Raw genomic sequence first — 13537 nt, 5'->3', positions numbered from 1 at the left:
CTACTCCGTTGAGCCAATGTCATTTGGCACCTAGTAAATCATGGCGCCATGCTTGGTACCGGCCGAGCATTTCTCGTGTAGCAATAACTTTTCTCATTGAGTCATTTGTAACTAACTCTCCTCCTTCTACTCGCAAAAAATCCTGAAATTCTTTTAAAAGATTTTCTACGAACACATAAGCATCAGAAGTTTGCACTGCTAAATCTCTGCCTGACGCGGTTTTTTTTAGGCTTGCGAATTCTTTGAACTGCGCCTCAGCAAAATTTAAGCGATCTTTGAGTTGATGAATAGTAGTACATGCATCAGCGTACTTTAAAAAATACTCATGCTCAGCTTGATTAATAGAAGCACTCGAAGAATTACCAGACCACCACTCATCAAGCATTCGACGATAAGGCCCATCTTTCCGCAGGAATGTCTGATAGCATACAGACTTACTACGCACGGTGATATTTGGCAAGTTGGCTAGCTCACTCAAAGCTCTTGAACCTGCGAACTCACGATCCGTCACCATTGATGCAACAAATTTTGCAAGATCGCTGAAGTATTCAAAATTCATGCGAAGGTCTGTAGCCTGCTGCAACGCAGCAGAGACTAGCACTGCCCGCTTAGCAACCGACTCCTTTCTAGCTCTGTAATTCCTACTCATATCCAAGCAAATCCGCAGCAAAAGCTTCATCAATTGAGTCTTGAGACCGCTGCTCAGTTACGACTTGACTCCATTCAAAATCAGACAGGTTCACAAATGTAATAAGCTTATCTAGGTCTACATTGTTAAAGTTCGCTTTTTCTCGAACCAAAGCAGCCAAGTGTATTTCCGGAGAGACGGTAGATTTAGCAGTAACAGCTGCATAGGCATTTCCACGCTCCATTAGCAAGTATCGAACGGCCCTATTGACTTTATCTCGAAAGTCTTCAGACATGGTCAAAGGATTATTACAAACTTGCTCTAATCGATAAACAAAAGCTTCTGCACTACCTTTTTGAACGGAATGGAGTTTTACCTGCGAAAAGAATAGATCTTTATTTTTGGCAACATAGCTTGGCGATGTCATATCGGACTTCTTGTTTTTTAGCAACATGTCCAACGTTTTTTCAACGATGTACCACCCCAAGACATCTTCCGCCATTACCTTGGTTTGTAATCTCAAGTTATTTATCTCATCATCGCTTACACGATTATCGCTCTTGTAGCTTTCCAGTTTGCGCATGACTCTGCTCAATTCCTCTGCAAGGAAATGGCGATGAGCTGAAACTTCGAAGATTAGATGCAGTGAAAAAATAGCATACGGGCACCAAGAGCATCGGAATTTACCACCAAGATTTTTTACGACATCAGGGCTGCACTGCATACCTAGTGCGCACAGGTGAGTGTTAGCTATTCCCAGATTTGATGAGCGCTCTCGTGCAATGATCGACACACCTTCCATCCCAGTCTTGGAAGGCTCCGGATGGGGGAGCGAGAATAAAGAATATCCCTCCACCAATTGATTCACTGAACAGCTAGTCTGTGCCTCAGAAATAGCGGTTGCGATGCTCTTCGCAGTATCACGTGGCATCGTGGGACCAGTTAACTGCCAACCTGAGTCTAGCGAATTGAGCACATTGCTCAATTTTTTGGCTACCTCTACCTCGCCACGATCATAGTACTCAGTGGTAGCTGAGGCTTGCCCTGTTGTCAGGCACACAGTTTCACCGTCCGCCTTCTGTCGTAGTAGAGTCAAATGTGTCGCACGCCCAGCATGGGGTGTATACATTGACCTGAGACGTATAGGGCAATAAGATGCCGCCCCAGATTCGTAAACTTTCACCTCGGTCTTTACACTTTCCGGGGGAAAATCTTTACGCTCCCAGTCGTCCCAACCGAACGAGTTATGGAATTTATTATTTCCAATTTTAATTGGCATGAATGCAACCAACGTGTCTTCAGACAAATTGTTTTCCACCAGCCATCTTTGAAAATCCAATAGCGTATAAGACCATAACCGACTATAGACCTGATCGCTGATTGGGGCGCCAGTATCTACATCATTTGCAAACAAACAAAAAATTTTGCCCCACTTTGTCCCACGCTTATTGTCATAGTCAAAGTTTTTCGCAAAGCCATTACAGCCGAGATCTATTAGCTTTTGACGCCATTTGCATTGAATGTCTAGCATGTCCATGACTGCGGGTCGTACATAAGCGCTGAACGCCTGGGGTTGGATTTTATCAGTATTGACCCAGCACCAATCAAACTCCCGAGTGTGTCTCGTCTCTGAGTCTGATAGACGGCTATACGTATTGGCGTCAAGCCACTGAATATTTTGACCTCGAAATCCGGCCCTGATCAGACAGAAAGGGAAGACGTAAGTGGCCGGATTAAAATATACTTGCTTATTGAAAACCGTGAAAAGCAGCGAACGAATATCGAATTTAGAAACACTGTATAAAAGGCCGCCGTGCTCGATAACTCCATGCCCGCCATATTGAGCCAATTCGATATCATGCACATGTCGCCCTTTCCCATAGCGCACACGCTGGATGTGGCTCCAGATGTCCTCTGCATTATCCTGGATTATGATTTCCAGGGACTGCTTCGCGAGTAAGTACTTACAAAATAGCTGTTCAAGGTTGCGTGGCATCGCGCGCTTTGTAGTTTTATCTCTTTTTTCACTTGGAGGTTTTGAGCCAACAGGCTGAAGTATTGGTAAGCCGTCACCAATGAATGACTGCATACGTTTCAGATAATCGAAATATGTTTCGATATTAGTCGCCATAGAGTAACTGTAAATAAAATCACAGTACTCGAAGAACTCCACCAGGGTTAGTGGCTTTGAAGGTGAAAGGGGTAATTCCGTAGCATAGAATAAAGGGCCAATAAATTTTGACGGAACATCGGGATAACACAACTGAGAATCGGGATGATGCTTAAACCAAAGCGGCAGATAAATTAGAATATATATATTCATTCGACCAAATAAAGTACCCCATGCTTTCTCACTCACATATTTCTGGTGGATCATGAATAATTTTTGAGACTCTAGCCAGCATGCGTAGGCACTGCCTACATCAATACCTATTTTCGCAAGAGCTTGTGGTATTTGATAGTCATCAATTTTATTAGCGGAAAAAGAAGATATTCCTCGCAACGGCGCCCCTAGCAATTCATCAATAACGTCTAAAGGCATATAGTTCTCCTCCAATATTCTTGGCAGGAACTGATCGACTGAGTAGGGTACAGCGCGAAGACTAGTGTTGATTTCCAACCTTAGTCTTTCAATATTGAATCCTAAACGTGTAGCGAAAGCGGTCTCAAAAAGTTCAAGAATTGCACCCAACGGTACTGGACTTGTACGGTGCATCTTCCCGTCTCGGTCAACGACCTCTTGAAGGTCGCGCCAAGCTAAGAGATCTTCTGCGGTAAGATCCTCAGCGCTGACCCAACTAGAAGCAAGGGCCAGTTTTGTCCCAAGGCTAAATAAAAGCCTATTGCTTTTTTCCGCAGGCGAGTACGTATTAGAGGTACTCAAGCCCGTCCACGGAGTATTATCGAGATCACGGAAAATCTTCACCACCTCAGAATAGCAACTGAGATCATCCTCTAGGTCGTTGACCCAGGTAGCTTGAGATCTGGAGAAGTCATATGGTAAAAGCACTGCCCCAAGCTTATGCATGAAGCATAACCAGTACTTGATCGCTGGAAGCAAGGACTTCAACGTCTCCCTAGAAGGCTTCTTTACACCCATAAAATTGAATAATGCTATTGCTCCGCTATCAGATGAACGACCATCTAGAGAAAAAGCTAATAGGGTATTCAAAAAAAGCTCTGTTTTATCCGACCTAATGATCAGTCCATTGAAATATTTGAGAAATGGATGCTTGCGACCACGAGTCGCGGTAGCAGGCACTGCACGCAGCGTAGCCTTGAGCGACTTCAGCATATCTTGGAAGACACCTTGGGTATCTTTGCGCAGCACTATTTTATTGCCAGTATTAATCATCAATATTCATCCCAGACTGGGTGCTTGGCTTTTTATTCTCGTCCTTCTCTTTTGCAACAGCATCCAATGTGGCTTGATACTCTCTTTTCAGAAAACCTAGTTTGTGCTCATTGAAACTTTTCTGGGAGTGGTAATCTGCGTCAACAAAGGCGAAAGCTACTTTCAGCTCGACCAGCCATCTTTTCATTAACGCGTATCGCTCTACCGCTTTATCCGTTTTCTGCCCAGTAAGCGCCTTTATTTCGCTATTACGAAGACCCACACCTTCGGTATGCTCTACAAAATTCTTAAAAAACACGCAGAAGCTATGCCGTAACGAGTGCGGTGAGTAGCTAATATCAGAGTACTCAGTCTCTGAGAGCACTTTATTAGCGCCAACTCTGAAGGGCACATAAATCACACTACTGTAATCCGAGAAGCATAGAGGATCACCATCAGCAGTCTGGAAAAGAAAATTATGATATGAAGCTTGATACTCATGCTTTCTGTATAGGTCCATATACTCAAAAAACATTGAGCCATATGGTTCAAGGAGCAGTGTATGCTTAGTGGTACGTCCCTTCCATGAGAGTTTATTGAGACTCACCTCATCAATCCCCCGATAGGAGGATGATCGCCTTCTAGTTTTTGGGTCGACAGCGTAAACCTTTCGATTTTTGAAATCGATGTCTTCTAGCAGTATTTGCAAGGCCTCGGAGACTCTTAACGAAGTAGCGGCCATCAATGACCACAATGCTGCATTTCGATAATTTGTCGCCGACCGAATCAGTGACGAGATATGTTGAAGAGGGAAAAAACTATCTCGCTCAATAGGCTTGTCGCTGTTATCAATAGTTGGAACATGCCCTAAGTAATTGACCCTGGGCTTCCGCCGCAGATAGCTTCCTGATTGGAGCCCCTCCAGTTCAATAGACGACTTAGCTGCAATCTCAGATACAAACCCTAAATTCTCGGCTATGAAAGGCTCTACTCTTCTAGCAACTGATATACCCTTACTTTCGAAGAGGTCATCCTCAATTTGATGATATCTAACACTTAGAATAAATTTATTAATTGCCAGATGATAAATTTTTGCTGATACCGCCTGTATGGTTTTACGGGGCTTCAATTCAAGTATGTTTCTCACATAGCCACTACTGGACTCATTACCACTAAACAAATAGCTGTAATAAGCTCGCAGCAAAGCTTCGGCCTTGACTGCTGAAACCTCCCCTAGAACAGAAAACCCAACGAGCAAATAATCTAAAAACTGGGCGACTGGATAGGCATAGGATTTTATCGTGTTGAATTTATATCCATTTTTAACCAACGCTTGCATAAATGATCGAAACGCAATGCACTCGCTCCCCGTGGCCTTCTCGACAAGAACATAGATCTCTTGACCAAGGTAGACGGACTTAAACATTGAGTAGCGAATCAAGCTGTCCTTTCTCATAACGACGCCCACAGTTGCGAACTGCCGTTCTATATCAACACTCAACTCAAAGTCAATTAACCCTCCATCCGAAAGATAAGCCAAAGCGAAATATATTAAATCAAAAAACATGACACAAAACACTTGAACATAATGACGCCACATGTAAACGTGACTTACATTATTTTTGTAATTGCATTATCGCCCCATGAATACGACGGGATTCAAATCGCCTAGGCTTAATTTTTTGCATAATATTAGGTTACTAGGCGTCAACCAGATAAACATCTAGTTTCGTAGAAACTTCAATCACCGATCATAGAGATCTAAATAATTCGCTTAAGCACACTAAACGGTCTAAGTGATTGATGCCCATTTTGTCATCAATGGGCTCTGGGTAGCATGCAGATCGCGGTGGCAGCGACAGAAACACATAGGTCCATGGGTGCTGGACTGCCGCATAGGTGGTTCATAGACGTCTTGCCATCTCGTCTTGTGTGGCTGTCGACGGAATATGGGTGGCATCAGATTCCATAAATTCACTGCGTGCTATGTCGTCGCGTAATTGCAATCACATGGCTACGCGTTGCATTCACCTGATCAATCCCTTGCACCCGATCTGACCAGTTGAAAGCGGTAATCCACCACTGCGTGGTACAGGGAGTCCGTCAGTAGTCTGAGGCGTCCTACCTCCTCAGAAAATGTCCCTCGATCCTGAGCGCTTCGATGTGCCCTTATCGCTTCAAGGGCTTCTCGTAGCAGAGGTTCGTCAGCTTTAGCCATGCCTTCCAAGGTTCGATTCTTGCTCTGATGTCTGCACTGGGTAGAACTAATATAGGGCTAGCAAGGAGGTGGATGACACGAAGCAATGACTTTGAAGGCTATCCCTCATGAAAGACTTTGATAGTCATGCACTACAAATAGAAATGGAGCCTAACCACTCAGCTGCCGTCACCTATACATACGAGCATCAAGTTTAGCCTGAGCATCACCACCACAAAATGAATTTGAAATCGCATCAATCAGAGAGAACACTTGCAATTCGATCTCATAAAAATCTTTTTTTGGCATAAATTGCAGATCAAAGCCTATCAAAGCTAGCACCTCAATCATCCGCGACTGATGGTCTTTATATATAAATGGACCTTTGCTAGCTTTGAATGACCTAAAGTTCGACTCACCTATGACCGCATTCACTGAACCGATAAAAGAAAAATAGGCACCCGAAACAGACATATCGCCACTTCGCGAACCTCCGTAGATAAGTCCGTAAATCTTGTGAACATCGAAAGAAGATAAAGCCAGCAAGTCACGCTTGCGGATTTCTTCCACAAAGAACCCCTGGAACAATGTCAAATGTGACACATGGTTTGTGAAATGCGATGACCGCAAGGCGGACAAATAACTTAACAAACCGACAAAAATCGCACCTACAGTCGCCACAACACCTATCAAGTCAAGTGTAGATTTGGCAACAGTGAAAGCAGAGCTAAAATACTCATAGAATCGCAGAAAACATTTATTGGAAAAGCAGATAGACAGTTTATAAATTTCATCCGCAAAAACTATAGAGCCTGCAATCACAGCAGACACTAAGAATCCAACCCCAGCTATAAGTGCGAGAAGATAGATCAAATACTTAAAATACGGATGCACACGCGAAAATTTATCTCGTAAAACCTCACACCGCTCGCACCTTTGAAAAATCGCGTTCACCTTAATCCTCAAATCCAGGTCTCAATGCCCGCAGCTTCATCCTCAACTGGTCAGTCGCCTTATCATAGATTCGGCCCAGCACAGTTAGCCTCTCCATAACACGATAATATCTAGATCTATACCAATAGGTTGATCTCTTTGAGGTAAAATCCCTCTCTAACCGAGCTACCATGTCCTTAGCCCTGTTAACGTCTCGACGGGAAGGAAGGGGCCTGATTTCATTTAAGCGTTTCAAAAGTGGTATATGCTGCTTGTGCTTTACCCGATGGAGCTTATTAACGCGCCCCATACACCTATTGTAATCATGTCTATAGTCGTGGGTCGTTCTATAGCCAGGCTCAGCCGCAAGGGACTCTAAATTCTTAACGGCAGCTCGTATTCTTCTCACTTCATCCGAAGGCAACCTTGGACTGTCAAAACTCACCCTAAGTCCATGTACAGTCAAAGGCTCAGTTGAAGTTCTGAAAACTCGCGTCTTCCCCTCATTGATTGGCAGGTCTTTATCGACCAACATGTCGCCAACCACTTTCAATGCATATGTAAAATCTGTGCCTAAAGTTTTAGATGAGATTGTTATATCATCTACCAACCTTGTATACGTCAACCCCTTCCTATTCAACCGCTCAACTACTCGCCCCTCTACATCGTAAAGACAAAGGGACGCAATGTAGCTTGAGGTGAGGCCACCTTGCACCAAGTGGCCATTGTGACAGCATATGTCCGCAAGAATAATTGATACTTCTTCGCTATAGCTAAGAAAGTCTTTAAATATAGCGTAAACAATGTCTTGATGGACATTGTCAAAAAAACTAGAAACATCAATCTTCAACAAACTCTTGGCACCACAATGCCTTCCAGCGCAAGAGACGTAATCCTTACTGTCATACCCGTCGTTATTTTTCTGATTTGGGATGGACCCATAAATATAGTGCGGCCACTTCACGACGTATCTATTAGAAAATATCGCGACATTAATACGCTTTTGCAGCTTTCGCAAAAAACGGTGTGGATTATAAATTGGCCGTTCCACCCCACCAGCTTTCATGACGCTATTCTTTCTAGAATATCGCTCATCTTGGCTAAGAGCTAAGACCGAGGTTAGGAACTCATCAGAAACGCGAAGAAGCTTGCATAAGCTTTCTCGGTTAGAGATAGAATTTTTAGACACCTTCTGGGGATTCGAAAGCATCGCACCCATCCATAGGAAATAAATGTGGGCCACACCAACCCATGACATAGGGTATAGAGAAAGATGTTGCATTCATCGAAACCATCCGCTGAAAACCACCATCTTTCTCATGGTAGGCCCACCGTGAAGCACTCCAGCGGGACGCGGGGTCGGAGACTGCCGAGGCCTCCTCATCAGTTCAATACTGAAACGTATTGAATGCTCATTACTGAGCTAACCAGCGGATGTTTCGTTTCGATTGCAGCAAGTGAGCGGTACGCTCACGCAAAGCCAAAATACACCATTTCGGATCTGAAGCAACACCTTTGTGATGCTAAGTGGCCACTTCCTCAGAAGCGCACACACGACAGGAGTTTCACGTGCGCTTCTGATGCGAAATCAAAGCCTCAACCGCCTTCGTTCATGGGTTTCGAGGTGGCGGTTTCGGCTGGCTCTGAGCGGCAGGCTTAACCGTATCTTGAGCCAAAACAGGCTTTGCTGAAGGCTGATAGCCATTGGTTTGCAGCTTCGGCTCGCGCTTTTGCTCCTCAGACATTCTGAAATCCTCTTAGGGACGTATTTTGACGATGGTCAAGGATTTTTAGGTGGCGGCACGGGAGCCCTTTCACTCGTAGGGGTCGGCGCGTAGCCTCCTTTAACAGGGCTGGAATCACTCTTGCTGGGTTGGTAGCCATATTTCTCGGACGAGTCACTTCGCTTGCTCACAATTTTCATCCTCTTCTGGGAAGTCAACATGGTACAGCTCTAGGGTAACAATATCCTTTGCGAGAATGATGACTCCCGCCGTGTTCGATCTCTCGCGGTCAAAGCCACCACCCTCTCCTATAACCCAGCACTTCTCTAGATATATCTGCTCAGGTGACGGATTGCTGGAAGCAAATGAGTGCCTCCCATAGTAACCGCCGATCTGCCGCCCGTCATTCAGGGTCACCACGATCCAATAGCACACTCGTTTGCTGAATACAAAGTCCCAAGGTTTGCCGGTCGGATGTGCGATTGAGCGCTGTAAAATCTCTGTTTTCCGTAACCACAAAAAGCCGCAAGCCCAAAGCACTGGAGCTATAAGAAGCACGAACGTGTAGAAAAAGACGTAGAGAACGGGATGGCCAGCCCTCACGCCGTACGATTCGACCAGGTACATGGGCACCAGCAGCAATGCGTAATTCACTGAGCTGTACGCCACAGCATCGATCACTTGCTGAGAGCTATCCCGAACCTGGGTCGGCTGGAGCAGCGCGTAGGTCTTCAGACTGATAAAACCTGGAACCACGAACGCGATGAAAAATATCAGCTTATTGGCTTCCCAGATGTCCATACCTGCTCCTGAAGTGGCTGAAGGCAGATGTTGCCTACTCTTCTTTGCCAATGGAAGCTAGGTGTCACTACCGGAGTGGACCTCGCTTGAGGCAAGGCGCCAACCATAAGAATGGTCAATAAACGACCACCGCATGGATTCTGGTCACGCTCTATAATCACTCTATAATTTCCTATAAAGCCTTATAAACTGTGCCAGCCTGCATGCACACTTGTGGCAATCCATACTCCCTTTGTCTCAGGCCAAGCTTTTGCCTAGGCATCGATTCAGGCTAGCCCTACGACCAGCCTGAACAATCGCTTAGATCAATTTTTTGACTTCTGAATAGCCCAGGTTAACTCGGTATGTGCTCATGCAGTTTCTGCATGAGAACCGCTTCCACACGTCTTCAACTGGCACAGGCATGAGGGCATCGCACTGACATTTGAAAAAAATGGTTTTAGCTGCCTGCAACACCTTATCGCCATCAGCTAGGGTAGCTTTATGCCAATAGCGGCCACAGTTCTTATTTGAGCATCGCGCAAGCTCGCCGTCCTCATATTCGTTTTCACCTATGAAAATTTCTTGGCCGCAGTCACAGGTTGCATTGATAGTTTTATGCATTGCGAGAATAATAGTTGCTGACATAACATCTTCGATGTCGGCAATCATTACACGGAGTTTTTCTCTATTTATCGGCTTTGGCGCACTGCCGTCAGCTTTAGGCATCGGAGCATGCAGATAAGATCCCAGAGTTTGATAATGCCGTCTAAAGGTTCTCCAGGGAATGGCCTTGGATTCACCGACGGTAGCCCAAGCCGTGGGAATTTCATCAGGTGAGTTTTGCAGCCCTACACTCAGTATTCCGCCTTGCTCGCTTGCAGGATCGAAAGAAGCAAGGAGCCTGATAATTTGATCGGGCTTCCACTGCCCGACGACTGAACCAGGAATTTTTTCTCCATACTGCTGCAATTGCCGATATGCTATAAGCTCGAAGCAAAAACGAAGCTCCAAGCACGCATACCTCAACTGGCACTCATCATCTTTTTGGAATAACTCTTTAGCCCGATCGACTAGTGGTTTGACACCGTAAAGGTCCATTATTGATTCCTGCATTCCTCATTCAGGAAATATACCGCTTGAGATAACGGGAACACAATTACCAGCGCAATCAATGTGCCATCACAGCTTTCCATATCCCACACAGTCTCCTCACAGCGCGCCCTCCAGAGACAGGCACCACCGCTGACTTGTGGTAGAGGAGAACAAATGTACTCCACGCTTATGGACGATACCGCCAAATGACATGACGAAAGGTCGTCTGACTTCTGTGACCGATTAGGCTAGGGTGAGCGAATGAGCGCACTCGCCAACCCTGGCCTTAGCGCATAGCACAAGGCACGTCCCGAGGCGTCAAAGGTGAAAATTTTTATTGCCCCGCTTCCCCCGGACGACCCACTGATGAAGCAAGCTTTGGATGCGCTAAGGACTTATCACGAAGCGGTAGATGCAGGCGCGCCGGCGGATCTAATACAGCAGTACAAAAATCAAGCTGAACAGCTTTTCCAAGCCGTTTCTGACTACTACCAGCGCTCGATGGCTGGTCACTACGGCACGCTGCACTAACCTCAGATTGACACACCCACTGTGCTTGCTATGCGCTTTCCTTGGAGACGGCAATTTCCATGGCTTATAGATCCAACGAAGACGGATCGAAAGGCCCGACTTGGATTCGGCTCATGGTGGCGTTCGTAAAGTGGAACTCATCGACCAATTCAACCTTGTCCCTCATCTCCGCGCAAGCCTCCTGCGAAACGCCGTAGCTGCGCTGCGCGTGATTACCGAGCATGCTGTGCTCTGAGCTACAAAAACCAGGCCGCTCAAATCGAGCTTGCGGACGTAGTCATCCGACAGTCTAGGGCTTGAGACTAATACCTCAGGTACATAACTTTGTGGGGCGGGTCGTCTGATCAATCAGGAGTCATAAACTCTTCGTTCCCAGAAAAATTCAACTCTATATTCTGAGAGCAAATTTCTTAGTGCTCCGCACAAACGGGGCTCCTCCAGCAACTCTGAGTCGGTGTAGCTAACCGCAACAGCAAGCCTCATCTGTTCGGATGATAAACTACGAGGATCGTATGGCCAGATTTGGACTTTACTTACACTCGAATCTCTGAAATGGAAAGAGTCGACCTCCACATATAGCTCACGCACCACTTCCCAATCGCTCATTGTGATTGCATATGTTTTCTGGAGTGAGTCAGCGAGATTTGTATGAAGATCCAGGAATGAGTCTCCCGCCAAAATCGACTCACTACCTAGAAAATCCTTCAGGTAGACATCGAAAAGCCTTGGAGAGGAAATCAGAGATTTCAGCTCATGAACTGGAACACTTTGTCCGTCTTCGTACAGTGAAAAGAGCTGCTTTGCGAGCGCAACAGAATTTGAAGAGTTAGCCATTACCATCTTAGTAGAGACAAGCAAATTCAGCATACTGCCCCCTCGCGCTATGCATTTCGCTTATAAATTAATACCTGAGGACCTCGCTCCCAAGTCCCATCCGGTTTTTCCGAATAATAAAGCCCCTCCTCGTTATCAACCGTGTAAATGTAATGCCGCTTTTCAGCCAATGCGGCAGAGACCACTTCATTGATTTCGATTAATGGAGCCATTGACCAGTCATCAGTCCCGCTCATAACCGGGGGAATGACCAATGCAATTTTATAGGTGTATGAGCCAGTAAATTTTTTAGAAAAAAACCTCTTCAACTTATCCACATCATCAATCATGACTTCACCTTTTGACACATCACCACTGCCAGATTTCATGTAGTGCTGTGTAATATAAAACCAAGCTGTCTGAAGTCGTTGCGACACGTAATCAATTACGAGCAGCTGCTCATTTGGTAGTTCAGAAGAAACTGAGATGGCTTCTGCATGGGTTTCGAACATTGCCTTACCTATAGATACATTATGAAATCCGTTTTAGAGCCTGCGCTTCGCAAGGCTCACATAAGGTCTTAACCCAGTCGGACTGCAACCTTTTTCTAGAACCTGGCTGACCACACCACTCGCATGTCTTAATTGATATTTGCAAAGCCTTGCTTACTAGTGCAGAAACATATTCATCCGCACAAATACAGGAAACCCTCAGCTCCCCAAATTTTTCTTTTATGTAAGAAAACCTAACCTGCTCAACATTCTGTTCATCAACATATGATTGAATCTCAGAGCACAGCGTGTTCAGGATCTCTGCCCACCCATCATCGCATTCAATACCCCAAACCTCTGAAAACCGACGACGGCCCTCAGTACCGAACAACAGCGGATACTTAATAACCAGATCTCGCTCTGCGGCGTCATTCACATTTACGCTCCAAATTCTTGGGTACTGAGTGGCTGAGGGTCTGCTACCAACGCGCGATCCATAACGTAACAGTTTAAGATATATCGTAGCATCGCCTATCGTTGATTCCAATCTAACGCTATGCTTCGTCTAATGCCAGCTGTTTTCTACAGCAGGCATCAGCATGGGGTTCGAAGCGGCGCTGGGCGCGGTCTTGAGGGAAATGCGGCTACAGCGAGGCTGGACGCAGGCGCATTTTGATGGAGTGGTATCACCCCAATATCTCAGCGACATAGAGTTCGGGAAGAGGAGCCCATCATTGGCGGTACTGCGAGGAATATGCGCTCACCTGGGGGTCGAGCTGAGCAGTGTGCTTGTCCTTACCGCACTGTCTCAGGATGAGTTATGCGATTTGGAGGGAATCCTTAAGCGCGTAGAGGAGGAGGTACAGAGTTTCGCCACATGGCGCTTGGCTGGTCGGGTCATAACCTAATCCAGCTCTCGCTTAAAGAATGTCCCGAACGCTTGTTAGCGCTAGGAGGGGGGCCAACCGCAGTCGATCCAGCAGGCGTGGGCACCTACTAGCTCTTCGGAGC

The 13537-nt window shown here is 45.9% G+C and carries 12 protein-coding genes; 2 read left to right on the top strand and 10 right to left on the bottom strand.

What is annotated here, in order from left to right; translation table 11 throughout:
* Positions 1 to 19: 19 nt before the first annotated feature.
* The 7 genes from REH59_RS07495 to REH59_RS07470 form a co-directional block, all read right to left on the bottom strand.
* Positions 20 to 679, bottom strand: coding sequence for a hypothetical protein (locus tag REH59_RS07495; RefSeq protein WP_320450458.1), 660 nt, complete (start codon positions 677 to 679; stop codon positions 20 to 22).
* A complete protein-coding gene (locus tag REH59_RS07490; RefSeq protein ID WP_320450457.1) occupies positions 642 to 3983 on the bottom strand; it encodes a hypothetical protein in 3342 nt (1113 codons plus the stop codon). Before REH59_RS07490 ends, REH59_RS07495 begins: the two co-directional genes overlap by 38 nt.
* On the bottom strand, positions 3976 to 5529 hold the full coding sequence (locus tag REH59_RS07485; protein ID WP_320450456.1) for a site-specific integrase: 1554 nt from the start codon (positions 5527 to 5529) through the stop codon (positions 3976 to 3978). The genes REH59_RS07490 and REH59_RS07485 overlap by 8 nt, the downstream gene beginning before the upstream one ends.
* Before the next feature lie 819 nt (positions 5530 to 6348).
* Positions 6349 to 6990, bottom strand: coding sequence for a retron Ec48 family effector membrane protein (locus REH59_RS07480; RefSeq protein ID WP_320450455.1), 642 nt, complete (start codon positions 6988 to 6990; stop codon positions 6349 to 6351).
* A 124-nt stretch (positions 6991 to 7114) separates the two neighbouring features.
* The gene (locus tag REH59_RS28740; protein WP_420715416.1) at positions 7115 to 8158 is read right to left on the bottom strand and encodes a reverse transcriptase family protein; all 1044 of its coding nucleotides are present in this window, start codon (positions 8156 to 8158) and stop codon (positions 7115 to 7117) included.
* An 832-nt stretch (positions 8159 to 8990) separates the two neighbouring features.
* The gene (locus tag REH59_RS07475; RefSeq protein ID WP_320450454.1) at positions 8991 to 9617 is read right to left on the bottom strand and encodes a DUF6338 family protein; all 627 of its coding nucleotides are present in this window, start codon (positions 9615 to 9617) and stop codon (positions 8991 to 8993) included.
* Positions 9618 to 9917: 300 nt separating this feature from the next.
* Complete coding sequence (locus REH59_RS07470) at positions 9918 to 10697, bottom strand: hypothetical protein (protein WP_320450453.1); 780 nt, start codon at positions 10695 to 10697, stop codon at positions 9918 to 9920.
* A 318-nt stretch (positions 10698 to 11015) separates the two neighbouring features.
* Between REH59_RS07470 and REH59_RS07465 the strand changes: the two genes are divergently transcribed.
* Complete coding sequence (locus REH59_RS07465; RefSeq protein ID WP_320450452.1) at positions 11016 to 11222, top strand: hypothetical protein; 207 nt, start codon at positions 11016 to 11018, stop codon at positions 11220 to 11222.
* A 348-nt stretch (positions 11223 to 11570) separates the two neighbouring features.
* Here REH59_RS07465 and REH59_RS07460 read toward each other — a convergent pair whose 3' ends face one another.
* The 3 genes from REH59_RS07460 to REH59_RS07450 are packed head-to-tail and all read right to left on the bottom strand — an operon-like array spanning position 11571 to position 12962.
* Complete coding sequence (locus REH59_RS07460; RefSeq protein WP_320450451.1) at positions 11571 to 12089, bottom strand: hypothetical protein; 519 nt, start codon at positions 12087 to 12089, stop codon at positions 11571 to 11573.
* Between the two features lie 14 nt (positions 12090 to 12103).
* Positions 12104 to 12547: a hypothetical protein gene (locus REH59_RS07455; protein ID WP_320450450.1), complete on the bottom strand. Its 444-nt coding sequence runs from the start codon at positions 12545 to 12547 to the stop codon at positions 12104 to 12106.
* Between the two features lie 19 nt (positions 12548 to 12566).
* Positions 12567 to 12962: a hypothetical protein gene (locus REH59_RS07450; RefSeq protein WP_320450449.1), complete on the bottom strand. Its 396-nt coding sequence runs from the start codon at positions 12960 to 12962 to the stop codon at positions 12567 to 12569.
* 163 nt (positions 12963 to 13125) lie between these two features.
* On the opposite strand from REH59_RS07450, the gene REH59_RS28735 reads away from it, so the two are divergent.
* Complete coding sequence (locus REH59_RS28735; protein WP_420715405.1) at positions 13126 to 13434, top strand: helix-turn-helix domain-containing protein; 309 nt, start codon at positions 13126 to 13128, stop codon at positions 13432 to 13434.
* The last annotated feature ends 103 nt before the right edge of the window (positions 13435 to 13537 follow it).

Origin of the sequence: Pseudomonas sp. BO3-4 (assembly GCF_034044115.1) — a bacterium.
GTDB lineage: Bacteria > Pseudomonadota > Gammaproteobacteria > Pseudomonadales > Pseudomonadaceae > Aquipseudomonas > Aquipseudomonas alloputida.
This window is presented reverse-complemented; position numbering and strand designations above follow the sequence as displayed.

Bases quoted from the DNA above. Each gene is read 5' to 3' on its own strand.
- REH59_RS07495 (WP_320450458.1), bottom strand. From the start codon at position 679: ATGAAGCTTTTGCTGCGGATTTGCTTGGATATGAGTAGGAATTACAGA.
- REH59_RS07490 (WP_320450457.1), bottom strand. From the start codon at position 3,983: ATGATTAATACTGGCAATAAAATAGTGCTGCGCAAAGATACCCAAGGT.
- REH59_RS07485 (WP_320450456.1), bottom strand. From the start codon at position 5,529: ATGTTTTTTGATTTAATATATTTCGCTTTGGCTTATCTTTCGGATGGA.
- REH59_RS28740 (WP_420715416.1), bottom strand. From the start codon at position 8,158: ATGAAAGCTGGTGGGGTGGAACGGCCAATTTATAATCCACACCGTTTT.
- REH59_RS07475 (WP_320450454.1), bottom strand. From the start codon at position 9,617: ATGGACATCTGGGAAGCCAATAAGCTGATATTTTTCATCGCGTTCGTG.
- REH59_RS07470 (WP_320450453.1), bottom strand. From the start codon at position 10,697: ATGGACCTTTACGGTGTCAAACCACTAGTCGATCGGGCTAAAGAGTTA.
- REH59_RS07460 (WP_320450451.1), bottom strand. From the start codon at position 12,089: ATGCTGAATTTGCTTGTCTCTACTAAGATGGTAATGGCTAACTCTTCA.
- REH59_RS07455 (WP_320450450.1), bottom strand. From the start codon at position 12,547: ATGTTCGAAACCCATGCAGAAGCCATCTCAGTTTCTTCTGAACTACCA.
- REH59_RS28735 (WP_420715405.1), top strand. From the start codon at position 13,126: ATGGGGTTCGAAGCGGCGCTGGGCGCGGTCTTGAGGGAAATGCGGCTA.